Here is a 21,383-nt window from a genome sequence, read left to right on the forward strand (position 1 = left end):
GCGCCGCCCGGCTCGCCCATCCCGCCACCCGAGCCGCCCACCCCGCCCCGCCCGGGCGAACCCGCCCCGCCAGAGCCGGGGCCTCGCCCACAGGAGCCGCCCGACTGAACGCAGGCCGCTCGGCGGCGCTGAGCCGTACGGGTGGCGCCCCGGTCACGCCACCCGCCATTCGCGCGGCGGCGGGCCGCCAGGTGGTCGAACAATGGCTTGGGCGACAGGAGGTCCGGTGCGCGCTGGGGTCGAGATCGTGGTGTGGTGCGCTGTGCTGCTGGCTCTGACGGTGGTGTCGATCAGCTCGGTGTCGCCCGTCGAGCTGGCGGTGGCCGGCGTCGCCTCGGTGGGCGGCGCAGTGGCGGCCCGGCGGATGCGCCTGGCCGCCGACGCCGGTTTCACAGGCGCCCGCCGCGCGGCAGGGGCGGTGCTGTCGCTGCCCCGCGCGGTCGTTCGCGGCCTGGCCGTCCTGGTGGCCGCCATGACACAGTGTCCCAACGCCGCGGTGGTGCGGCGCATCCGCCTGAAACCGGGGGCGGACGCGGGCTGGGCCGGCGCGCTGCTCGCCGCCTCCCCGGACACCTGCGTGATCGACGTCCCGGGCAACGACGAGGTGGTGGTGCACGCCCTGCGGCCGGAGGCGGGACCGGTCGAAGAGGCTGTCGCCCGCCCGGGCAGGACGCAGTGAACGCCTGGGCGGCGGCCGCCCTCGTCCTGCTGGCCGGCCCGGTGCCTGCCTGTGGGTGGTGGCGCGACACCGCGGTGCGCCTCCCATGTCGCCATTGGAAGGAGATCGACTACGGCGAGTAGGACCGGTGAGGCGACCTGGTCTTCCTACAGGGCTCACTGCGCACCAGTGTGGCTTCTCGGTTAGCAGAGCGCGGAGACAACCAAGGCAGTCTCTGCAAAGAAGAAGTGTCCACACTCCGCAGCCTCCTCGATCTTCGCGTACCAAGCCTCGATCTCGTCCACCTCAACGCTTGTGCGGCCGTTCCGCACGGCGCCCGTCAGCACGTGGCGGATGTTCTCGACCCGGCGGGCCGCGGGGCCTGTCAGCTCGGTCGAGCTGGTGCCCCAGGGATGGGCCCGTTCCAGGGTCAGAGGTGAGGAGTTGACCAACCCGGGCAGCTTGCGGCCGATCCGTCCGTCTGCGTGGTCCATCCAGGGCTGCTGGTCATCGGTGAAGGCGTGGCAGATCCGCCGGTCCAGCTCGCGGTCGGCTCCGGCGATCACGATGGAGTCGAAGTCGACGTGCGCGATGACGGCCCGGCCGCCCGGCTTGAGCAGGCGCCATGCCTCGGCGAGGAGCGCGGCAGGCTCCGGCAGGCACTCAAGGAGGTTGTAGGAGACCACGGCATCGGCACAACGGTCCGGCAGCGGTGTCGGCTTGCCTAGATCCACAACCTCGATCTCGACGCCGCCTGCACGGCCAGCCAGCAGATTGCGCGCGGCTTCCACACTTACTGCTGACCGGTCGAGTCCGGTCAGCCGGGCCCCGAGGTAACGGCGTGCGAATGCCGCAAGCGTCGGGCCTCTCCCGCACCCAAGATCGATCACTCGCCCGTCAGCGGGAATCGCTGCTGTCTCGGCGATGTGGTCGTGGATCAGCTCGTCGGCTGCCGACACACCAGCTTCTCTCGGCTTGCCCCTCATCGGTGTCAGCGTGGCCAGTTGACGCCGTCCAGCATCGTCCGGAGGGAAGCCTGTCGTCCACGGGAATGCCTCCGAGCCCTCAGCTCAGGCTGGCCAGCGTCGTTCGCTTGAGCTGCTGGTACGTCGGTTCCTCCCCGAACAGATCGGGTTCGGGGGCCAACTGGATTCCGGTGGCCTGCAGTACGCCGTCGGCGATCTGACGGGTGGCATCGGCGAGCGCGGCCGCGGTGGTTTCTCCCTCGGCGACGAGGGTGAAGTGCTTGCAGGACATGCGGATGCCGGGAGCGAGTTGCTGCCCGAGGGTGAAGCCTGCAGCCTTGATGAGCCAGCTGGCGCTGACTCTCGTCAGGCCATCTGGAAAGTCGTTGACCGGCGCGTGCTCGGCGCGAAGCTGTTCAGCTTGGTCGCTGTCGATAACGGGGCTAAGGAAGACGCTGCCGACGTTGCGATTGTCGCAGTCGGTTGCGTCGAGGACCCTCATCACCCCCCTGCGTTCCGACGGCGGCCACCGCCGCTACTCCCGCTACCAGCTGCGCATCGCCATGCGCGCCCGCGACCTCGTCGACCAGGGCACCGCCATCGAGGCCGCCTGCCGCATCGTCATCCTCGAAGACCAACTCGAAGAAGCACTGCGCATCAACGAAGAGCTCCGCCGCTCGCCGCGCGGCCAGGAGTCCGCCGCCGACACCTGACCCACCTGCCAGGCCGCCGAGACCGGTCCGCGGTGAGCGACGGGCGCTCACCGCAGGCCGCCCCGGACACGATTACCCCTCACTCCCCGATCGTCGGCCGACCGTTCTCCACCGGCCAGGCTGCCCGGCACCCTGTCTCACTGGCGCGGACCGGTTCCAGGCCGCCCGGCACGACGGCACGCCGCCCCGTTGAAGTACACAGCAGGGGTTCATCCACTACCGTTCTGCCCCGGGCCCGGCCTACTTCCCGTCGACCGGACCGAGCCCACGCTCCCACCGCCTCGGTCGCACCCCCGATGACCACTCCGCGACCGCCCGCGCCGCACGGGAGGTGACCGAGGAAGGGACGCCGACGCCACTTCCGCACGGCCCGCTGGTCGGATGCACCGGCCCCCTCGGGACCGGATCGTTCAGGCCGCGCTCAGTGCACAACTGTGCTTCCTTGCCCGGTCCTTGGCCGCGCCTGCCGCGGGCGGTTCGCCTGCCCTGAGCGGGCGGTCCGCGCGGTCGCCCGGCCGCTACGGTGGGGTTGCGCCGCCGCCTGCGGGCCGTCAGGCAAGTCGCCCGCTTTGCGGGCGCACTACGGCCCGCCCGAGACCGGGGCCGCGAGGAGTACTCGGTGGCCGTCCCCGCGGAGTCCGATCCCCTGCCCTCGACATCCGCCCGCGACCGGGAACCGGCGACCTGGTGCTCGACGCGATGGGCGACCCGGACCAGGACAGCGGCCCAATGCTGAACGCCGCCGTGGACAGCGCCCTGGGCATGCGACTGCCGGCGCGTCGGCGCCGGCAGAGTTGGCCTAGAAGCTGAGCAGGCCGATGGCGTGGCCGTCGGGGTCGACCACCGGCCACGTGTCCAGGCCGCGGGCGCGCATGGCGACGGCTGCGGTGGTGGCGGGCATGTCGGCGGTGGCGAACGGGGCCTGGTCGAGGACGATGTCGCGCACCGGGGTGCGCTCGGTGGACCGGGTGCGGGTCTGGAACGGGGCGAGGTGCAGGCGGGTCAGCAGACCCGCGCAGCGGCCGTCGTCGTCGCGGACCAGGAGGTGGTCGGCGCCGGAGCTGTGCAGGATGTCGATCGCCATGTCGACCATGACGTCGTCGCTGATCTGCAGTTCGGGGTGTCTCATGAGGTCGCCGACCGTGGCGGTGGTCGCGGGGTGTTCGAGGGTGAGGGGCATGGGCGGACTCCTTGGTGTCGGTTCCGCCGGGGCCGGCGGTGGTCGGGGCATCGGCGGTGGGAGGGCCGGCGGGGTCCGCCGGAGCGGGCCGGGACTCCTGCTTCGCGCTGGTGAGTCGTGTGGGCCTGGACCGCAGCGGCGGTCCAGGCCCACACCTGCCTACTAGGCGGCGAGGGCGACGCGCCTCGGTGCCCGGCGGCGGCCGGAGGAGCCCTGGTTGTCACGGCCTGCGACGGTCGCGCGGGTGTCACCGGCCGCGTGGGCGGGGCGGCTGCGGCGGTTGCGGCTCGTGGACGGGCTGCGGCGCGGGCGTTCGACGGCGGGGGCGGCGATCACGGTGGGGATGCCGGTGGGGACGCGGGCGCCGGTGATGCGGGTCAGGTCCTCGTCGCCGGCGGTGACCCTGGTGGTGACGGGGGTGATGGCGGCCATGTTCATCAGGCGGGCCATCTCGCGGCGCTGGTTGGGCAGCACCAGCGTGACGACGGTGCCGGACTCGCCGGCCCGGGCGGTGCGCCCGCCGCGGTGCAGGTAGTCCTTGTGGTCTGCCGGCGGGTCCAGGTTGACGACGAGGTCGAGCCCGTCGACGTGGATGCCCCGGGCGGCGACGTTGGTCGCGATCAGCGCGGTGACCTGGCCGGTGCGGAACTGCTCCAGGGTGCGGGTGCGCTGCGGCTGGGACTTGCCTCCGTGCAGGGCAGCGGCCTTCACCCCGTTGGCGAGCAGGTCCTCCACCAGGCGGTCCGCGCCGTGCTTGGTGTCGGTGAACATGATCACCCCGCCGTCACGGGAGGCGATGTGGGCGATCGTGGCGTTCTTGTCGTAGTTCTGCACGTGCAGCACGTGGTGCTCCATGGTGCTGACCGCTCCGGCGGACGGGTCGACCGAGTGCGTGACCGGGTCCTTGAGGAAGCGCCGCACCAGGCGGTCGACGTTGCGGTCCAGGGTGGCGGAGAACAGCATCGTCTGGCAGCCCTCGGCGACCTGTTCGAGGAGCTCGGTGACCTGCGGCAGGAAGCCCATGTCGGCCATCTGGTCGGCCTCGTCGAGGACGGTGATGCCGACGCCGTCCAGCTGGCAGTCGCCGCGTTGGATCAGGTCCTTGAGCCGGCCGGGGGTGGCCACCACGACCTCCGCCCCGCGGTTGAGCGCCTGGGCCTGGCGTCCGATCGACATCCCGCCCACCACGGCCGCCATCCGCAGCCGCACCGCGTGGGCGAACGGGGTGAGGGCGTCGGTCACCTGTTGCGCGAGCTCGCGGGTGGGGACCAGGACGAGGGCCAGCGGGCGGCGCGGTTCGGCGCGCCGGCCGGCGGTGCGGGCCAGCACGGCGAGGCCGAACGCGATGGTCTTGCCGGAACCGGTCCGGCCCCGACCGAGGACGTCCCGGCCGGCCAGCGAGTTCGGGAGCGTCGCGGCCTGGATCGGGAACGGCGCGGTCACGCCCTGGCGGGTCAGGGTGGAGAGCAGGGCCTTGGGCATGTCCAGTTCGTCGAACGCTTCGACGGCCGGGAGCGCCGGGGTGGTGCTCACCGGCATCGCGAACTCGCCCTGCGGAGAAGAACTCTGGCGGGCGCTACGGCCGCGGGCGGGCCGGTCGCCGTAGAAGGAGCTGCCGCCGGAGCGGGACCCGTGGGTGCCGCCGGAGCGGGAGGAGGCCGAGGAGCGGGAGTTGGCGTTCTGGTACGAGGAGCGACTGGAGCGGTTCATGTGAGACCTTCCTGGGGTGGCACGTCGCGAGGAAGCTCCGCAGCGCGAGGCGCCGGCAGGAGGTCGCAAGGAACGGGCCGAAAGTGTGGGGAGCGGGGCGTGGACGGTGGAACCGTGCGGCACGTCACCTACGGTCGGCGCTCACCGCGGAGGGCGGGAGCGGAGAACCTCGAACCGTGAGCTGTCACGGCAGGGCGGCGATCCGGACGCGGCGCTGTGCGTCTCGCGTGGGGATGGCCGCCGGTGGCGGAGCCAGGGGGCCAGAAACAGCCGGGGAAGCGCGTCGTGGCGCAATGCCGAGGGGCCCGCACCGGGCATCGTGTACGCGGTGCGGGCCCCTCGCTACCAGGCGGGTGCCGTGGCGGAAACTACAGCGGACGAATGTTCTCGGCCTGCGGGCCCTTCTGGCCCTGCGTGACGTCGAACTCGACCTTCTGGCCCTCGAGCAGCTCACGGAAGCCGTTGGCGTTGATGTTCGAGTAGTGGGCGAAGACGTCGGGGCCGCCACCGTCCTGCTCGATGAAGCCGAAGCCCTTTTCCGCGTTGAACCACTTCACAGTGCCATTAGCCATAAAGAAATCTCCTTCAAGGGGCTGTCCGAAGCACGCACAGCGCGCGCTTCGAGTCGCCGCGATGAGCACCCACCCGGGGAAGAGCCGGGAAACAAAAAGGCGCCTGCGAAACACCAGCAGGCGCACACAAAGTTCATGGGAACCACTACTGCAACTAAAACGACTCTAGCAGGCCCAGGCCCGCCGCGGGCGGATATCCCACCCCCGGTCCTGCAGGCCCCTTCCCCCGGGGTCGCCGGGTGCGGGGCGACAGGCCCGTCAACACGCATGCATGGCAGCCAGGTTGGGCATGGATCCCGCCTCCTGGGCGCCGACCACGCGCTCCCCCAGGAGGGCGAGTCGCGCGGGAGCTGAGCACCCGCCCCCGCCGCGACAGACCCGCGAAAGCAACGCACCACGCCCACCGGCGCCATCCGGGGGCGCACTGGACGGCTTGCGCGAAATTCCTGTCGTAGCTCCGAAATCGAGTGCACCGAGAAAACCCGCTCCCGCGATTTTCGGCGCATACTGCAGGGAATGACGAAATCTGCAGCAGTACGCCGCGTCCTGCCCACCAGCCCCTTCAAGCCCCCGGCCGAAGCACCGCGCAAGCACTTCGCCGTCGGCGACCGCGTCACCCACGACACCTACGGCCTCGGCCGGGCCATCGGCGTCGAAGGCGACAGCGACATCGCGGTACTCGTCGACTTCGGATCGCGGCGGGAACGCATCACCCAGCCCTACACCGCGATGTTCAAACTCTGACCCAGGACGCACGCGGTTCTCCGCCGAGTGCGCCGCGCATGGCGCGGACCCTGCGGTAGGCCCCCGGCCCGTCGCGTCGGCGCACCGTCCAGAGAGTGCGCACCCCGACCGGGTCGAACGGGAACCCGACGCTCCGGCCCCGCAGCCTCACCGGCAATGGCCGGAAGGGAATGTGACGAGTCGTCACCGATGGGCGGGTGCGGGCCGGGCAGGCGATAAACTCTGCGCGTGGATGACAAACATCTGTTTGAGTCCGTCTGTGCAGTGCTCTCCCACCGGGGGTTCGAGCCGACACCGTCGCAGGCGGCCGGGCTCTTCGCCCGGCAGCGTCCGGGGGGCGGCCTGGTGCTGGGGTGGAGCCCGGGCCAGGACCTGATCGGACCGACCCTCCACGCCTGCCCGCATCCCGCCGACGCCGCCGGTCGCACCGAGTTCCGCGGCATCCGCGGCGCGCTGATGCTGGCCCTGGCGGAGGTCCTCGGCTCCGCGGGCTTCACCGTCACCACCCTCGGAGCCGACCTGCTCGTCACCGCCGGCCCGCGCGATCCGGGCGATGCCCCGGCCCTCACGGCCGCCGCCATCTGCCCTGCACCGCGGCGCAGCCGATCGGCGTGTCAGGTCGCCGTCGCGTAGCGCCCGGCCGTGCAGCAGGCGCAAGGCCCGTGGCCGCCATGGCCGCTGCCCCGGGCCCGTGGGCGCCGCAAAGGCCGTGTCCTATCCTGGGGGGCATGTCGAACCCTGACGGGCTGCTCGTCGACATCGCCGCGATGGTCGAGGCCGAGCACAGCAATCAGATGTCCCTGACCGTGGTGGTCCCCGGCGCCGTGATCACCGGCAGGCTCGCGCCGGTGACCCTGTGGTTGGAGCGGGTCGCGGAGGTCCTCCAGGCCTCGGAGCACCTGAAGCCGTTCGCCGCTCTCTTCGCCCCGCCCGCCGACGGCCCGCCCGCACGGCCCACCCATCTGCATCTCCACCGGGCGAAGATCCTTCAGGGCGACTTCGGGCTTCCCCACACCGGCGGCATGTACCGCATCGCCATCGAGGACGTCAGCAGCTGGACGGTCGGGGACCTCAGCTACTCCGATTCCTGACCACCACGGCAGGCCAAGAGGCCGCCCGGCTTGGCGCCCTACGTCCCCGCACCAAGGAGTCGCTGAGCCTTGAGCGGGTGCCGTGACGGCTGGTCCGGGTGTCGGGGTGCGACCGCTGACGGCCCCGGCCGCAGAGACGAAGGGCACAGCGGGCGAGCCGAAGGCACCGGCGCCCCGGGCGGTGCCGCCCTCTCTGAGCGGACCATCCCGAGCACCTGGCCGGCGGGGTCCAGCCCGGCCGCGCCCTCCAGCCGCCACGTCTTGTGCCGCGCTGCGGTGTTGCCGTACGAGGCGACGGCCAGAGCGTGCAGAGCGCGAGGCCGTCCCCCTATCTGGCCTCTGCGGCGGGCGGCCGTACGGCTGGAAGGAGCTGTGGGCCAGGTTGCCGGTCCGGTCAGGTGTCCGCGGTGGGCTCCTGGTCGTGCTGGGCGCGGCGGAGTTGTTCGTTGAGGCGCAGGGCTTCTTCGAGTTGGTCTTCGAGGATGACGATGCGGCAAGCCGCTTCGATGGGGGTGCCCTGGTTGACGAGGTCGCGGGCGCGCATGGCGATGCGTAGTTGGTAGCGGGAGTAGCGGCGGTGGCCGCCGTCGGAGCGTAGCGGGGTGATGAGGCGGTGTTCGCCGAGGGCTCGGAGGAAGCCGGGGGTGGTGCCGGTCATCTCGGCGGCGCGGCCCATGGTGTAGGCGGGGTAGTCATCGTCGTCGAGTTTGTCGGGTGTGTCGGGGCTGGCCGTTGTAGTCACTGCACCTCTCTGGTTCTCGGGGAGAACGCGTCGAGGGGCCCCGGGGCCGTGTCGGCCCGGGGCCCCGAAGGGGAACAACACCATCTACCGGCCTGGGCCGGTCCTGTTACTGCCGCACTGCCCCGGGGGAGGGGTGTGCGGGGATCGCGTATGCGTGACCGGAAACCACCGTCCTTGCCTTGGGGTCTGCGGTGTCCGCCCGGACGAGTGTTCACGGGCCGGGCGATCCTGATGGCGCTTGCGCCCTCCGTTCATCCTCTGTACTGAACTGTCACTTGCGTACTGCTGGTACCGCACTCACTGAACTGCGTACTGCTGGATACCGCTGGTGGCGGCCCCTGATACCTGCGGGCCGCCCGGTCCGGCAGCCAGCCCCGTCGCCGTCCTGCACCTGCCTGGCTTCGGAACTCCACTGCCGGACCGAACCGCGAACTTCTGTCCAACAACCCCGGCCAGTTCGCGTCTGGCCGGTATCGCCGACTGCTGTCTACGAGAGAAACGTTAGACCCGCCCGCGAGTAATGTCTACTCCGGCGCGCACAGATTTTGCGGCGCTCGCGAGTGAGGTAGCCTTCCGCTGCGCGGCGGCGGCAACCCCCCGAGCCGCCGCCGCGCGCCCGAAGAAACGAGCGACACCCCGCATGGAGGCGGCAGTGGAACACCTGGTGCCCACAGCACCAGAGACAGCCCGCAACGGACAGGCGGATCTGATCGAAGCGATCCCCGAGGCCGTGCGCGACGGCGACAACCGAACTGTCCGCCGGCTGCTGGCCCGCTTCGCCGAACTGGCCACCATCACCGACCTGTACGCCTTGCGCGACGCCCTCGACACCGCCCGCCCACCTGGTGCCCACGGGTAGAGGTGACTCCTGCCGGAACGCACTAGCCGGAGACTTCGCACATAGGCGTGAAGATCGATAGCCGACTGGCGATGGCATCGGAATCTCACGATGCGGACGTCGGGGTGGGGTGCGATTCTATGTCGAACTCTGCCAATTCAGGCATTCGATCTTCACTCTCCCGAGTGACGTGCGGAGGACGGGACTAGCGGACCTGCCCGACCAGGGCGTTCAGATCGATCTTGCGCCTGGCGTCGTGGTGCGCAGCGCGCTCGCCCTGAGTGGTCGGGGCGAGGGGAGCCGATGCCCGTCCAGTAGGCGAGCTCCAGCACCGTGCCGGTGCCCGCCAGTGCCCGGTACGGCTGGACGGAGCGCACCTGCCGAGGCGGATGTCGCGGCGCACCACTGTGGCGCCGGACTTGAACCGGGTACTCGGCGGGGCGGTAGCGGTCCTGCCTCGTCGGCCTGCGCGCAGAGGCCGACGACGGTGGTGCCGCCCTGGTCAAGCCGCGGCGGTGAGGTCGGCGCGGCCGAACAGGAGCGCGTAGCCGCGGGGCAGGTGGGCGAGGATTCGGTCGGTGAGCCGGTCGCCGGCCGGGTCGGCGAGGGCGGCCAGGACGGAGGAGGCGTCCCAGCATGCGCTGGTGAGGCTGGTGTTCAGGGCGCGGGCGACGGCTTCGACGAAGGCCGGGGCGGCAACGGGCTGGGGCAGCGGGATCTGCGAGGCGAAGACGGCGCGGGCGCGTTCGGGCAGGGCTGCGGCGAGGTCGCAGCGTTCCTCGCCGGTGAGCTGGCTGCCGAGGACGGCCAGGACGGCGTGCAGGACGCGTTCGGCCTCCTCGTCACAGGTGTAGCGGCCGAGGGTGCGGACGTGCTGGAGAAGGAGGCGGTACCGGGTCATGGCGGTGGCCTTCCGGGGCGGGGCCGGCCAGGCGGGGGCGGCGGCGCGGACGGGTTCAGGGGCGGCGGCCGGGCTGGGGCCGGCCGAACAGGAGGTCGTAGCCGGGCGGCAGCTGGAGCAGGACACGCTCGGTGAGGTCGTCGCCGGCGGCGTCGGCCACCGTGGACAGGACCGCGCCGATGTCCCACAGCGCGGTGGTCTCGGTGGCGCCCTCGATCCAGGCCGCGGTCGCGCGCACGAACCGCTCGGAGCTGAGCGGCTCGGCGGCCTGCAGCGGGTTGAGCAGGATCAGGGCGAGGGTCTCGGGCAGGCGGGCGGCCAGTTCGGCCCGCACATGGCCGACCAGGTGGGCGCCGAGCAGGGCCAGGACGACACGCGCCACCCGCTCGGCCTCCTGGGGTGTGTCGTATTCGCCGCGCTCCCGGACCTCCTCCAGGAACGCCTCCCATCGAAGAGTCACCGCGGTTCTCCCTCCATCCCGAGGAGCCGGTGCGAACGGTGCCCGGTCAGGGTTCGACGGCCAGGCGCCGGTGCAGGCCGGTGAGTTTGAGCAGCCGGACCACGCACTCCCCCGCCCCGCGCAGGACCAGACGGGCGCCGAAGCGGTCGGCCTGGTTGCGGGCCCGGACGAGGGCGCTCAGGCCCGCACAGTCCATGAACGTCACCTCCGACAGGTCGAGCACCACCTCCCAGTGCGACTCGAGCGCGGCGGCCAGAGCACGGCGCAGTGAGGGGGCGGTGTCGAGGTCGATCTCGCCGCCGGCCCTCACCACGAAGGGCACCTGGACCTGATCGCGCATGGTGGTCTCTCGTTGTCGGCCCGTGGTGTGCCGGGGACCGCGGGGCCGGGCGGGTCGTCCGGCTGGGGTGGCCGTCCCGCAGGGCCCGGGGGTTGGCGGTGCGGGACGGCGGTCCGTGGGGCCGGTCAGGCCTGGATCTGCTTGCAGTCGCCGCTGTGGCTGATGGCGATCTTGCGGGGCTTGGCCTTTTCGGCGACCGGGATCTTCAGGGTCAGTACGCCGGCGTCGTAGTCGGCACTGATCCCGGCGGGGTCGAGGGTGTCGGAGAGCATGACCTGGCGGGAGAACACGCCGAGCGGGCGCTCGGACAGCTCCCACTCCACATTGTCGCCCTCGTGGCGGGGGCGGCGTTCGGCCTTGACGGTCAGCATGTTCCGTTCGACGTCGATGTCGATCGCCTGCGGGTCCACCCCGGGCAGGTCGAAGCAGATCACGTACTCGTCGCCGACACGGCAGGCGTCCAGCGGCATCGGGGCCGGCCGGGACCAGGTGCCGTTCGTGCCCAGGAACTGCTGGGTCAACCGGTCCAGTTCGCGGAACGGGTCAGTGCGCATCAGCATCGCGAAACACCTCCACTGATCGATGGGAGCCAGTGCGCTTCACCTGAATCTGTTCTAGCATGTCATCTATCCGATGACAAACTCCTGAGTCACCAAAGAAGTGACACCAATGGGCAGACGGCCCGACCCGCCGGCCACCGGAGGCAGCCCGCCCACAGGACCGGCGTCCTTCCTCGCCGCCGCCGCGCTCGCCGCCATCGACGACGCCGTCCGCACCGCCCAGAACACCAGCCCGGCCGCCCGGCCCGGTGCCGGTACACCGGACGAGGGACCGGAGCCCGCGCTGGCCGCGCTGGTGCTGCTGCGCGAGCTGCGCACCGAGCTTGCGGACTGGGAAGCGGGCCTGGTCGATGCCGCCCGCGCCGGCGGCGCCACCTGGGCCGAACTCGCCCAGCCCATGGGCGTCGCCAGCCGCCAGGCCGCCGAGAACCGCTACCTGCGCCTGCGCCCCACCGACAGCACCGAGGCGGAGACCGGAGCGGAGCGGGTCAAAGCTGTGCGCGACCGGCGGGCCGCCGAGCGCGCCGTCACCGCCTGGGCCCGCGACCACGCGGCCGACCTGCGCGTGCTGGCCACCCAGGTCACCGCCGCGCCCGGCCTCACCCCGGGCCCGTCCCGCGCTGACCGCGCTCACCACCGCCCTCGGCGCGCCCGACCCGGCCGGCCTGATAGCGCCCCTGGCGGCGATGCGACCCCACGTCGCCGCCCACCCCGACCTCGCCGCCCGCCTCGACGACCTCACCCACCACACCGACCGCATCCGCCATGACAGCGACCAACGACGCACCTGACGCCACCGCCGAGGAGCGCCGGCAGCACATCGAAGACCGGCTCGCCGCCATCGAATGCCGCATCCGCGAGCACAGCAGCGACGCCATCGCCACCATCGACACCTGCCTGGCCAGAGTCGACGCCCTCCGCCACGACCTGGCCCCCGCAGGCCTTCCCCGCGCCCGCAGGCCCTCCGGCCATCCCGCCGCAACCGGCGCGAGCCCGCCGGAGAGCCTCCCCGCAACGGCCAGGACGGCCGCTGATCCCGTTCCGCGCGCATGAAAGGGCGAATATCGGTAAAACGGGTGGCGAAGGGGCGGTGCGGCTGCGCCGCCTGGCGGACGACTGGAGGAACCGATGAGCGACCTGCCGAACACGGCGCACGAACTGGCCGGCAAGGCGAAGGAGAAGGCCGGTGACCTGACCGGTGACGAGGAACTCAAGGGCGAGGGCCAGGCCGACCAGGTCGAGTCGAAGCTCAGGCAGGCCGCGGACGACGTCAGGGACGCCGTGCAAGGCGCCGCGGACCGGGCGAAAGGCGCCCTGAAGCGCAACGACTGACCACGCAACGACTGACCAAGGGAGGCAGCGGCATGGCCCTGTTCCTGTTCATCCTGCTCATCGCCGTGGTGTTCGGCTTCCTCGGCGCTCTCGTGAAGGGCCTGCTGTGGCTGCTCGTCATCGGTGCCGTGCTGTTCGTCGCAGCCCTGGTGCTCGGCGGCGTGCGCCTGGGCCGCGGGCGAGGCGCACGCAGATAGGCGGGCCCCCGGGGCGCACCGTCCGCACCGGGCGAGGATCGTGCGCGAAGCGTCGGCGAAAGGGGACGGTGAGGCGTAGCCCGGCTCGTCGAGTTCAGCTGGCCGTGGCCCACTGGGTGGTTCGCGCGTGCAGAGGGGAGACGACGGCGGCGTAGCAGTTTCCGGGCAGGTCGGTGACCCAGTCGAAGACATCGAGGGTGATGCCGTGCTGGGCGGCGGCGTGGAGCATGTCGGCCAGCAGGGCGGTCGCGGCGGCGCAGTCCTGCTCGGTGGCCTCGTCGAGGCGGCGCTCGGCGACGGCATTGACGCGGTCGGCCAGGGTGCGGTTCTTGCGGTCGGTGTACTGGTACACGCTTCTGTCTCCTTGGTCGGTCGGGTGGCCGGCTTCCGTGTCTGGCAGCCGAAGCGGGTAATGGCGGCGGTGCAACAGGGGCGTGGATGCCGAGGCGGGCGCTGCACGCGCGTCCCGCCGGGGCCGGGCTCGGCTCTGGCGGGACGCCCGGTTCGATGCGACTCGTGTGCAGCGCCTCAGACCCTTCCCTGCGGCGTGCGCCGGGCGGGGACGGCCGAACACGATGCGGGGGTGCGGCCGGCCGGGCTGGTCTGGCGTCCGGCGGGCCGCACCCCGGCGGGGGTTACAGGGTGTGGGTGAGGTGGTCGGTCAGGAGGCGGGTGAAGCGGGCCGGGTCGGGCAGGTCGCCGCCTTCGGCGAGCAGGGCGCTGCCGTGGACGAGTTCGGCGATGTCTGTGAGGGCCGGGTCGTCGGGCTTTGCCTGGTGGGCCTGGTGGAGGGCGGTGATGAGCAGGTGGGTGGGGTTGAGTTCGAGGATGCGCTTGACCGGGGGGAGGTCCTGGCCCATGGCCCGGTACATCTTCTCCAGGGTGGGGGTCAGGTCGTGGGCGTCACCGACCAGGCACGCCGCCGAGGTGGTCAGGCGGGTGGAGAGGCGGACCTGCTTGACGTGCTCGGCCAGGGTGGTCTCAAGCCAGGCCAGGAGGTCGGCGAAGTCCTGTTCGCGCCGGGCCTTCTCCGCCTTCGCCTCGTCGCTGACGTCGCCGTCGGCGTCGTGGTCGAGGTCGACCTGCCCCTTGGCGATGGACTGGAAGCGGTGGCCGTCGAAGGTGGGGATCTGGTCGGTCCAGACCTCGTCGACGGGGTCGGTGAGGATCAGGACCTCGTAGCCCTTGGCGGTGAAGGCCTCCATGTGCGGGGAGTTCTCCACCATCTGGCGGTTCTCGCCGGTCAGGTAGTAGATGGCGTCCTGGCCGTCCTTCATCCGCGCGACGTACTCGCGCAGCGTGGTCGGCTTCTCCGCATCGTTGGTCGAGGCGGCGCTGACCAGTTCCAACAGCGCCTCGGTGTTGTCGCGGTCCTCGATCAGGCCCTCCTTGAGGACCCGGCCGAACTGCTCCCACAGCTTGAGGTAGGCCTCGGTGTTGGTGGCCTGCGTGCTCTTGAGTGCGCCGAGGACCTTCTTGACGAGGCGCCGGCGTACCGCGGTGATCTGGCGGTCGTGCTGCAGGATCTCGCGTGAGACGTTCAGCGAGAGGTCGTGGGCGTCGACGACGCCCTTGACGAAGCGCAGGTAGTTCGGCATCAGCGCGTCGCAGTCGTCCATGATGAACACGCGCTTGACGTACAGCTGCACGCCCCGCTTGGTGTCGCGGGAGAACAGGTCGAACGGGGCGTGGGCGGGGATGAACAGCAGCGCCTCGTACTCGAAGGTGCCCTCGGCGCGCATGTGGATCGTCTCGGCCGGGTCCTGCCAGTCGTGGCTGATCTGCCGGTAGAACTCGTTGTACTCGGCCTCGGTCACCTCGCTGCGCGGGCGGGCCCACAGCGCCTTCATCGAGTTCAGCGTCTCCGGAGCGCCTGCGGCCCCGTCCACGGCCTCGTCCGCGGCACCGGATTCGGCGGCCATACGGATGGGCCAGCGGATGAAGTCCGAGTACTGCTTGACGATCTGGCGGATCTTCCACCCGGCGAGGTAGTCGCCGAGCCCGTCCTCGCCGTCCGCCGGCTTGAGGTGCAGCGTGACCGAGGTACCCACCGGCAGATCGTCGGCCTGCGCGATGGTGTAGGTGCCCTCGCCGTCGGACTCCCACGCGGTGCCCTGCTCGGTGCCGGCGCGGCGGGTGTGCAGGGTGACCTTGTCGGCGACCATGAACGCCGAGTAGAAGCCGACCCCGAACTGACCGATCAGGCTCTGCGCCGCGTCCGCGTCCTTGGCCTCCTTGATCTTGGCCAGCAGGCTCGCGGTGCCGGACTTGGCGATGGTGCCGATAAGGTCGACGACGTCCTCGCGGGTCATGCCGATGCCGTTGTCCCGCACCGTCAGGGTGCGGGCCTGCCGGTCGACTTCCAGGGTGATGTGCAGGTCGGAGGTGTCGGCCGCGAGGTCGGTGTCGGTGAGGGATTCCAGGCGGAGCTTGTCGAGGGCATCGGAGGCGTTGGAGATCAGCTCGCGCAGGAAGATGTCCTTGTTCGAGTAGATCGAGTGGATCACCAGCTGCAGCAGCTGGCGGGTCTCCGCCTGGAACTCCAGCGTCTGGGTCGGACTGGCCACGGGAGGCGTCTCCTTCGAGTGGTGGAAAGGGTTCGGATGGGGTCGAGCTGCCGGGGCCAGCCGGTGTGCTGCGTGGCCGGCCCCGGGGGTGTTCAGATGTGGCTGAGGGGCTGGTAGGGCTGCTCGGGGCGGGTGTGGCCGGGGCGGGTGGTGCCGTAGCAGGACAGGAAGAGCTTCCAGCCGTCGCGGCACTCCAGCGTCGCGCCGTAGCGGACGGCGGGCGGGTCCGGGAGCGTGCTGTACCGGTCGACGCGCACGATCCCGCCGGCCGGGTCGTCGGCCGCGATGGCGGCGGCGACCAGGGCCTGCTCGACGAGGGCCACCGGAACCGACGAGCCCGTCAGGTCCGGCGCCTCCACGCTCTCGGCGCCGTCACCGTCGCCGGGGGTGATGGTGGGGGCGGGGCCGCTGGCGCCGGTGATGGTCCACCACATCTGTCCGCCGCCCTCCAGGGCCACGGTCAGTCCGTAGGGGCTGTCGTCGTCACGCTTGCCGGCACCGGCAATGCCCGGTATGCCCAGGGCACGCTCGATGAGCAGCTGCTGCAGGTCGGCTGGAGTCATGGGAGTCGGCTGGGGTCGGGGACGGCGCGGCCGTCACGGTCCGGAAGATACGGGCGGTCTGCACGCCGAGAACCGTCAGGCGTCAACTCGCGCCCCACCTGCCGGGGCAGGCGCCTCGTGCAGGCTTACGGCGGTAAACCGGTCCACAGCGCGCGGGTCGCAGACCGGCAGGGGCGTGACCCGGGGTAGTCACGGGCCGGCTGGGGGTGTGCGGCGCTGCCGGTCGCTGTCGGCGCGCAGCTGGTCGGCCCGGGCGGTGAGCTGATCGAGGCGGTCGGCGATCTTCGGGTGGTCCGCCTCCAGGAAAGACCGGGTCTCGGCGAGCGGGGCGAGCAGACGGGCGGGGTCGTTGTTGCCGAGCGCGTCCAGCAGGCGTTCTACGGCGGGGGCCGCTTGCGTGCTGAGGCCGTCCAGGGCACCGATCTGTCCGGCGAGGTGGCGCAGGTCCGCGGCGTTGTCGCGGGCCCAGGTGGTCACCGCGCGGTCGGCGGCGCGCTGGTCGCGCGTGGCCTGGACGCGCTGCTCGCCGGTGCTGCCCGCCCCGGTGCCTGCGTCCGCGTTGGGACGCAGACGCAGATAGCGGCGCTCGGCGGCCTGGCGGCTCTGGACTCCCAGCGGTTCTGCGAGGTCGGCCCAGGTGGCGCCCGCATCGCGTGCGGTCTCGATCAGGCCGGTCTCCCAGCCGGCGAGTTCCTCGCGCAGGTGGCGCAGCAGCAGGAGTGCGGAAAGGGCCTGTTGCGGATCGGCCTGGCCTGCGTCGTCCTGGGGTGCGTGGCGGGCGGTGCGGGCGGCGGCGTCCATCATGCCCAGCGCGGCGGCGGCGGCCAGGAACGAGGCCGGCCCCACCCCGGCTGCGCCGGTGTCCTGCGTCTCCATGTCGTCACTCTTTCGCTGACTGGGTATTTGTCATCGCCTGGATGACATGCTACAACGGGTCGTGTCGCGCCGCACCGGTGCGAACCACCCGAAGCCCTTCTGGACCGGAGGTGTCCGACGATGTCCGTGCGCACTGCGGTGACCCACCAGGCGCCCCCCAGGCCCTGGTCCCAGCCGGCCCCGATCCCGATGGACGCCTGGCGCGAGGACGACCGCTTCGTGATCGCGCTCGACCTGCCCGGCATCCCGCTGGAGGGGATCGAGGTCCAAGCACTGGGCCGGATAGTCACCGTGAAGGCCGAACGCCGGTCCACCCCGCGCGGCGAGGACGTGCGCACCCAGCACGCCGAACGGGCCCACGGGGTCTTCGAGCGCCGCATCCAGCTGGCCGACAGCCTCGACCCGGGCCGCATCGCGGCCCACCTGCAGGACGGCGTCCTGACCATCACCGTCCCCATCGCCTCGGCCTCCCGGCGCCGCAAGATCACCGTCCAGACCGGCGCGGCCGACCAGTCGCCCGACACGATCGGCCAGGCCGTTCCCGCGGCGAGGTAAGCCCGGCGAGGCCAGCACCCCACCACCAAGGGTTCGGCACCGGCCGCAGGCCATGGCATCGGGAGAGCCTGATCCGGCCGCCAACCCACGGACTGCCGGGCGATCGGCGCACCGACCGCCACCCGCAACCGCGCCGCTGGGCCCACCGCCCGTTCGCGCGGGGCACCTGGTGCCGATGACCCGACCTCTGAAGGTCACCTGTTCACCAGTACGCCTGATCATCCGTCCTCTCAGCCGTTCAGCGACATGCGCCAGCACTCTCTGAGAAGGTGGCGTTGCCCTTGCCGATAACCTCGTCCGCCCTGGTGAGAAGCACTCGCGAGAGTGCAGAGAAGTGCCGACCCTCGTCGGTCGAGCCGGCGCTCTGGCGGGACCGGCGATCAGCCCGGCATGATGATCGACCGTGCTTCTGCGACTGGCGTACCTGGGTGTGACCAACGCATTCGCGATCCTGCGACTTCTGCCGATGAGCGACCGCGCCAAGGACGTGGAGATCCTCGCACTGCGCCATCAGATCACCGTGCTGGAGCGGCAGCTGAGCGGACAGCGGGTGCGGTTCGAAGCGAGCGACCGGGCCTTCCTGGCAGCCCTGCTCCAGGGCCTGCCGACGCAGGTGCTGCGCCGGATGCGGTTGCCGGTGCGGCCGGACACCGTGCTGCGCTGGCACCGCGATCTGCGTTGCCCAAACCAGTGGCTCTCGCTACCGCCGCCCTACCGGCTCTCAAAGACCCTGCTCAATACACCCACCCCGACGTGGTGGTCGTCGCCTGCTCCGACCCGTCGGCCGAGGCCAAGGTCGTCGCCAGGGAGAACGCCACCAGCGACGGCGACGCCGCCTGCCGCAAGTACGCCGATGCCGACGGCTTCTTCACCTACGAGGGCTCGAACCGGTACACGCTCTGCCTGCACTTCTTGAGGTGAGCCCGTCGTCGTGACTGACCGCCTGTTACGCGGTCAGTCACAACGGGGTTTCGTTGACCGCCCTGTGGCCTCGCGCTTTCACGAGGTCGACCGCCGGGCAGCCGCGAGCGGCCGATTCCGGTCACACCGCCATCAGCCGGTGTGCGAGCTGGCGCAGGCGGGTGGCGGGGCCGCCGGACGGGTAGATCCCGCCGACGGCGAATGCGCCGACGATGGCGACGTGAAGCTGGTCGGCCAGGAGGGCGCTGTCGGCAACGTCAAGGCGCTGTGCGAGTTCGTGAAGTCTGCGGCCGAGCTCCCGCTCGTGCTGGAGGCAGCGCCGGCGGATGTCGGCCTTGTCCGCGTCGAACTCCGCGGCGGTGTTGACGAACGCACAACCCCGGTAGCCGTCCCGGGCGGCGAGCTCCTCGATCCAGGCGAGCTGGGCCTCCAGTTCGGCCCGTGGATCACCGGGGTGTGCGGCCGCCCGGGCGTCCCATCGCTGCCAGAAGTCGTCGTCGCGCCGCTGGAGGACGGCGAGGATCAGGTCGTCCTTGCTGGGAAACCATCGGTACAGGCTCGCCTTGGCCATGCCGGAGCGGCGCACGACTTCGTCGACGCCGACCGCGTGCGTGCCGTTCTCGTAGAAGAGTCGAGCCGCCGTGTCGACGAGATGGTCGCGCACGGCGACCCCGCGCAACTGCTTGGGTTTGTCAGTCACGGTCGAGCTCCTCGGTGTGCATCACAATGGCGACCTTGCCGAAGCCACGTCGATCCGACACCCACTGTTGTGCTTCAGCCGCACGGGTCAGGTCGTACTCGGCGCCGATGACGACCCGGAGCCGACCGGCGTCGACCAGAGACGCGATGGCGGTGAGCCCTTGGGGGTCGGGCTCGACGAGGCACGAGGCGACGTGGATCCCGCGGTCGGCTGCGTCGGCGGTGTACGTGGGGATCGACCAGGCGGTCGCGAGGGCGATCGACCCGCCGGGGGTGACGCGGTCGAAGAGCGAACGGCCGAGTTCACCGCCGACGAGATCGATGACAGCGTCGAACCGCCCCGCCGAGGCGATCTGCTCGGGCTCGGTGTAGTCCACGCACGTGTGAGCTCCCAGGGCGAGGAGTGTCGCGTGGTGACCCGGCCGCGCGAGCGCGACGACCTTGGCACCGCGGGCCGTGGCGATCTGAACGGCGAGGTGCCCCACTCCGCCCGATGCTCCGCTGACCAGGACCCGAGCGCCCGGCTCGACGTGCGCGGCGTCGAGCATCTGCCCAGCGGTCAGCGCCGTCATGGGCAGGCACCCGGCCTCGGTGAACGACGCGGAGGCCGGCATCGCCACGACCTGGTGGGCGGGAACGGTCATGTACTCGGCGTACGTGCCGGCGGGGTAGGGGAACCAGGCGAGCCCGAAGACCCGATCGCCGACCGCGTGGCGGGTGACGCCGTACCCCACGGCATCGACGACACCGGCGACATCCCAGCCGGGAACGAACGGCAGTCGCATCGACTGCTCGTAACCGGCCTTGCGACCGGTATGCATGTCAATGGGGTTCACGCTGGTGGCGCGGACCCGGATCCCCACCTCGCCGGCCATCGGTTCGGGTCGATCGACCCGCGCGATCCGCAGCGGCGAGCCCCAATCGACGTGCTGCGCCGCCCTCATGGTCATGGCGCCGGGCCGGCGGGCTCCGACGATCATGACCCCACCACGAGGTCGGTCGCCGCGACGCCGCACTGCCGTGCGAGGGCTGCGACGTCGAAGTGGAAGCTCTCCCACAGCACCTGTCCCTCCCGGAAGTGGAAGAGGATGAACGCGTTCACCCGGGCCGACTCGCCATTGGGTACGGCGCCGCCGGCGGTGAACGCCGGGGTGAGGCTGATGTGCCCCCAGCAGCACAGCGTCCGCCCGTCCAGCGCGTGGCCGTCCAGGTCCACCCGGTAGTCCGGCGCGAAGGCGAACCAGTTCTCCAGCGCCTTCGTGATCGCGGGGCCCTCGTAGCGCGAACCGAGTGTGGGTGACTCCAGCACGGCTTCAGGGTGGTAGATCGCCATGGCAGCCTGGACATCCTGGCGGCTCTTGACGGCGGCCAGCCGCCGGACGATGTCGATCGCGGATTCTCGCGTTATCGGTTCCCCGAGCGTTGCCTCGGGTGTCTCCTGGTGAGGTAACAAGACAGATCGGTCTTCATTCATGCGGTCCTTTCTAATCGAGACAGATCTGTCTCGTCAATGGTGGGGGCCTGGCAGACCAGTCCGGATCGGAACTGGCGGATGGTCAGAGGCCGTACCCGGGCTGCTGACCGTCTCGTGCGGCGCGCCGGAGCGGCCGGCGCCTCGGGCGCTGCCGCCCATCTCCGAGCGGACCATCCCGAGCACCGAAGCGGCGGCGTCCAGCCCGGCCGCGCCCTCCGGCCGCCACGTCTTGTGCCGAGCGGCGGTGTTGCCGTCCGAGGCGACGAGGCCGTGCAGCGCGAGGCCACCGAGCGCCTGCCGGATCGCCTTGTTCGACGTCGCCTGCGGGCGCAGCAGGCGCTGGAGCTGGTCGGCGGTGGCGACCTTGAGGACGCCGAGCGCGGCGAGGACGTCGGCGCGCAGCGCGGTGGTCGAGCCGTTGGGGTTGTCGGCGCCGCGCCGGTATGCGGTGCGTCGCGGCCGGGACGGCTGCCCGTCGTCCTGGTCGTGGTCGTCGTTGTCGTCGGGCGGGGCGGGGCTTGGACGGGTGCTCACGGGCGTCTCCCCGGTGGTCGTGGTCGGCTGCTGCCTCTCCGGGATATCCGGCCGGGACGACAGTGGCCAAGCCCGTTCCTGGCCCGCGCTCCGCTCCCTCTCCCACCACCCCGGATCCGGCCTCCGCCGCCACCCCCAGCAGCGAGCGGCCGGCACCAGCCGGACGCGAGAAAAGGAGAAGCCCACCGCAG

The 21,383-nt window shown here is 71.4% G+C and carries 29 protein-coding genes and 1 pseudogene; 12 read left to right on the plus strand and 18 right to left on the minus strand.

Annotation, left to right across the window (positions count from 1 at the left end; all coding sequences use genetic code 11):
* Positions 1–226 precede the first annotated feature (226 nt).
* Complete coding sequence (locus tag P3T39_RS29810; protein WP_280702312.1) at positions 227–679, plus strand: hypothetical protein; 453 nt, start codon at positions 227–229, stop codon at positions 677–679.
* A 182-nt stretch (positions 680–861) separates the two neighbouring features.
* On the opposite strand, the gene P3T39_RS29815 is transcribed toward P3T39_RS29810, so the two are convergent.
* Together P3T39_RS29815 and P3T39_RS29820 are read right to left on the minus strand one after the other, a co-directional pair.
* Positions 862–1,617 carry a methyltransferase domain-containing protein gene (locus P3T39_RS29815; protein WP_280702313.1) on the minus strand — a complete coding sequence of 252 codons (756 nt, stop codon included), beginning with the start codon at positions 1,615–1,617 and terminating at the stop codon, positions 862–864.
* Positions 1,618–1,723: 106 nt separating this feature from the next.
* Entirely contained in the window at positions 1,724–2,125 is a 402-nt protein-coding gene (locus tag P3T39_RS29820; RefSeq protein ID WP_280702314.1) for a hypothetical protein, read from the minus strand.
* Here P3T39_RS29820 and P3T39_RS29825 point away from each other — a divergent pair.
* A pseudogene (locus P3T39_RS29825) lies at positions 2,121–2,336 on the plus strand (MerR family transcriptional regulator); the annotation flags it as partial. The gene P3T39_RS29820 and the pseudogene P3T39_RS29825 overlap by 5 nt on opposite strands.
* A gap of 799 nt (positions 2,337–3,135) precedes the next feature.
* Here P3T39_RS29825 and P3T39_RS29830 read toward each other — a convergent pair.
* The 3 genes from P3T39_RS29830 to P3T39_RS29840 form a co-directional block, all read right to left on the minus strand.
* Positions 3,136–3,516, minus strand: coding sequence for a CBS domain-containing protein (locus P3T39_RS29830; RefSeq protein WP_280702315.1), 381 nt, complete (start codon positions 3,514–3,516; stop codon positions 3,136–3,138).
* Positions 3,517–3,678: 162 nt separating this feature from the next.
* Positions 3,679–5,226 (minus strand): DEAD/DEAH box helicase, encoded by a 1,548-nt coding sequence (locus P3T39_RS29835; RefSeq protein WP_280702316.1) that lies wholly within the window; start codon positions 5,224–5,226, stop codon positions 3,679–3,681.
* 368 nt (positions 5,227–5,594) lie between these two features.
* Positions 5,595–5,798 (minus strand): cold-shock protein, encoded by a 204-nt coding sequence (locus P3T39_RS29840; protein WP_031068443.1) that lies wholly within the window; start codon positions 5,796–5,798, stop codon positions 5,595–5,597.
* 516 nt (positions 5,799–6,314) lie between these two features.
* Between P3T39_RS29840 and P3T39_RS29845 the strand changes: the two genes are divergently transcribed.
* The 3 genes from P3T39_RS29845 (at position 6,315) to P3T39_RS29855 (ending at position 7,633) form a co-directional block, all read left to right on the plus strand.
* Positions 6,315–6,542, plus strand: a complete 228-nt coding sequence (locus tag P3T39_RS29845) for a hypothetical protein (RefSeq protein ID WP_280702317.1) — start codon at positions 6,315–6,317, stop codon at positions 6,540–6,542.
* A gap of 228 nt (positions 6,543–6,770) precedes the next feature.
* Positions 6,771–7,175 carry a hypothetical protein gene (locus P3T39_RS29850; protein ID WP_280702318.1) on the plus strand — a complete coding sequence of 135 codons (405 nt, stop codon included), beginning with the start codon at positions 6,771–6,773 and terminating at the stop codon, positions 7,173–7,175.
* A gap of 95 nt (positions 7,176–7,270) precedes the next feature.
* Complete coding sequence (locus tag P3T39_RS29855) at positions 7,271–7,633, plus strand: hypothetical protein (protein ID WP_280702319.1); 363 nt, start codon at positions 7,271–7,273, stop codon at positions 7,631–7,633.
* Positions 7,634–8,027: 394 nt separating this feature from the next.
* Here P3T39_RS29855 and P3T39_RS29860 read toward each other — a convergent pair whose 3' ends face one another.
* Entirely contained in the window at positions 8,028–8,309 is a 282-nt protein-coding gene (locus P3T39_RS29860; RefSeq protein WP_280702354.1) for a MerR family transcriptional regulator, read from the minus strand.
* Positions 8,310–9,039: 730 nt separating this feature from the next.
* Between P3T39_RS29860 and P3T39_RS29865 the strand changes: the two genes are divergently transcribed.
* Positions 9,040–9,234, plus strand: a complete 195-nt coding sequence (locus P3T39_RS29865; protein ID WP_280702320.1) for a hypothetical protein — start codon at positions 9,040–9,042, stop codon at positions 9,232–9,234.
* A 481-nt stretch (positions 9,235–9,715) separates the two neighbouring features.
* Here P3T39_RS29865 and P3T39_RS29870 read toward each other — a convergent pair whose 3' ends face one another.
* The 4 genes from P3T39_RS29870 to P3T39_RS29885 form a co-directional block, all read right to left on the minus strand.
* On the minus strand, positions 9,716–10,114 hold the full coding sequence (locus tag P3T39_RS29870; RefSeq protein ID WP_280702321.1) for a DUF2267 domain-containing protein: 399 nt from the start codon (positions 10,112–10,114) through the stop codon (positions 9,716–9,718).
* 55 nt (positions 10,115–10,169) lie between these two features.
* On the minus strand, positions 10,170–10,574 hold the full coding sequence (locus P3T39_RS29875; protein WP_280702322.1) for a DUF2267 domain-containing protein: 405 nt from the start codon (positions 10,572–10,574) through the stop codon (positions 10,170–10,172).
* Positions 10,575–10,620: 46 nt separating this feature from the next.
* Complete coding sequence (locus P3T39_RS29880; RefSeq protein ID WP_280702323.1) at positions 10,621–10,914, minus strand: STAS domain-containing protein; 294 nt, start codon at positions 10,912–10,914, stop codon at positions 10,621–10,623.
* 125 nt (positions 10,915–11,039) lie between these two features.
* Positions 11,040–11,474 carry an Hsp20/alpha crystallin family protein gene (locus P3T39_RS29885; protein ID WP_280702324.1) on the minus strand — a complete coding sequence of 145 codons (435 nt, stop codon included), beginning with the start codon at positions 11,472–11,474 and terminating at the stop codon, positions 11,040–11,042.
* A 109-nt stretch (positions 11,475–11,583) separates the two neighbouring features.
* Between P3T39_RS29885 and P3T39_RS29890 the strand changes: the two genes are divergently transcribed.
* The 4 genes from P3T39_RS29890 to P3T39_RS29905 all read left to right on the plus strand — a co-directional run bounded on the left by P3T39_RS29890 (position 11,584) and on the right by P3T39_RS29905 (position 13,003).
* Complete coding sequence (locus P3T39_RS29890) at positions 11,584–12,243, plus strand: hypothetical protein (RefSeq protein WP_348534403.1); 660 nt, start codon at positions 11,584–11,586, stop codon at positions 12,241–12,243.
* Complete coding sequence (locus tag P3T39_RS29895) at positions 12,240–12,527, plus strand: hypothetical protein (protein WP_280702325.1); 288 nt, start codon at positions 12,240–12,242, stop codon at positions 12,525–12,527. Before P3T39_RS29890 ends, P3T39_RS29895 begins: the two co-directional genes overlap by 4 nt.
* A 75-nt stretch (positions 12,528–12,602) precedes the next feature.
* On the plus strand, positions 12,603–12,806 hold the full coding sequence (locus P3T39_RS29900) for a CsbD family protein (protein WP_280702326.1): 204 nt from the start codon (positions 12,603–12,605) through the stop codon (positions 12,804–12,806).
* Positions 12,807–12,838: 32 nt separating this feature from the next.
* A complete protein-coding gene (locus tag P3T39_RS29905; protein WP_280682209.1) occupies positions 12,839–13,003 on the plus strand; it encodes a hypothetical protein in 165 nt (54 codons plus the stop codon).
* Positions 13,004–13,097: 94 nt separating this feature from the next.
* Here P3T39_RS29905 and P3T39_RS29910 read toward each other — a convergent pair whose 3' ends face one another.
* The 4 genes from P3T39_RS29910 to P3T39_RS29925 form a co-directional block, all read right to left on the minus strand.
* A complete protein-coding gene (locus P3T39_RS29910) occupies positions 13,098–13,355 on the minus strand; it encodes a hypothetical protein (RefSeq protein ID WP_280702327.1) in 258 nt (85 codons plus the stop codon).
* 283 nt (positions 13,356–13,638) lie between these two features.
* Positions 13,639–15,570, minus strand: coding sequence for a molecular chaperone HtpG (htpG, locus tag P3T39_RS29915; protein ID WP_280702328.1), 1,932 nt, complete (start codon positions 15,568–15,570; stop codon positions 13,639–13,641).
* 92 nt (positions 15,571–15,662) lie between these two features.
* On the minus strand, positions 15,663–16,133 hold the full coding sequence (locus tag P3T39_RS29920; RefSeq protein WP_280702329.1) for a hypothetical protein: 471 nt from the start codon (positions 16,131–16,133) through the stop codon (positions 15,663–15,665).
* A gap of 189 nt (positions 16,134–16,322) precedes the next feature.
* The gene (locus P3T39_RS29925; RefSeq protein WP_280702330.1) at positions 16,323–17,009 is read right to left on the minus strand and encodes a type III effector protein; all 687 of its coding nucleotides are present in this window, start codon (positions 17,007–17,009) and stop codon (positions 16,323–16,325) included.
* 120 nt (positions 17,010–17,129) lie between these two features.
* On the opposite strand from P3T39_RS29925, the gene P3T39_RS29930 reads away from it, so the two are divergent.
* Together P3T39_RS29930 and P3T39_RS29935 are read left to right on the plus strand one after the other, a co-directional pair.
* Positions 17,130–17,564, plus strand: coding sequence for an Hsp20/alpha crystallin family protein (locus P3T39_RS29930; RefSeq protein ID WP_280702331.1), 435 nt, complete (start codon positions 17,130–17,132; stop codon positions 17,562–17,564).
* A gap of 690 nt (positions 17,565–18,254) precedes the next feature.
* The gene (locus P3T39_RS29935) at positions 18,255–18,485 is read left to right on the plus strand and encodes a hypothetical protein (RefSeq protein ID WP_280702332.1); all 231 of its coding nucleotides are present in this window, start codon (positions 18,255–18,257) and stop codon (positions 18,483–18,485) included.
* A gap of 121 nt (positions 18,486–18,606) precedes the next feature.
* On the opposite strand, the gene P3T39_RS29940 is transcribed toward P3T39_RS29935, so the two are convergent.
* The 4 genes from P3T39_RS29940 to P3T39_RS29955 are packed head-to-tail and all read right to left on the minus strand — an operon-like array spanning position 18,607 to position 21,192.
* Entirely contained in the window at positions 18,607–19,185 is a 579-nt protein-coding gene (locus P3T39_RS29940; protein WP_280702333.1) for a TetR/AcrR family transcriptional regulator, read from the minus strand.
* Positions 19,178–20,164: an NADP-dependent oxidoreductase gene (locus P3T39_RS29945; protein ID WP_280702334.1), complete on the minus strand. Its 987-nt coding sequence runs from the start codon at positions 20,162–20,164 to the stop codon at positions 19,178–19,180. Before P3T39_RS29945 ends, P3T39_RS29940 begins: the two co-directional genes overlap by 8 nt.
* The gene (locus P3T39_RS29950; RefSeq protein WP_280702335.1) at positions 20,161–20,637 is read right to left on the minus strand and encodes a nuclear transport factor 2 family protein; all 477 of its coding nucleotides are present in this window, start codon (positions 20,635–20,637) and stop codon (positions 20,161–20,163) included. Before P3T39_RS29950 ends, P3T39_RS29945 begins: the two co-directional genes overlap by 4 nt.
* A gap of 54 nt (positions 20,638–20,691) precedes the next feature.
* Positions 20,692–21,192, minus strand: a complete 501-nt coding sequence (locus tag P3T39_RS29955; protein ID WP_280702336.1) for a hypothetical protein — start codon at positions 21,190–21,192, stop codon at positions 20,692–20,694.
* Positions 21,193–21,383 lie beyond the last annotated feature (191 nt).

Origin of the sequence: Kitasatospora sp. GP82 (assembly GCF_029892105.1) — a bacterium.
GTDB lineage: Bacteria > Actinomycetota > Actinomycetes > Streptomycetales > Streptomycetaceae > Kitasatospora.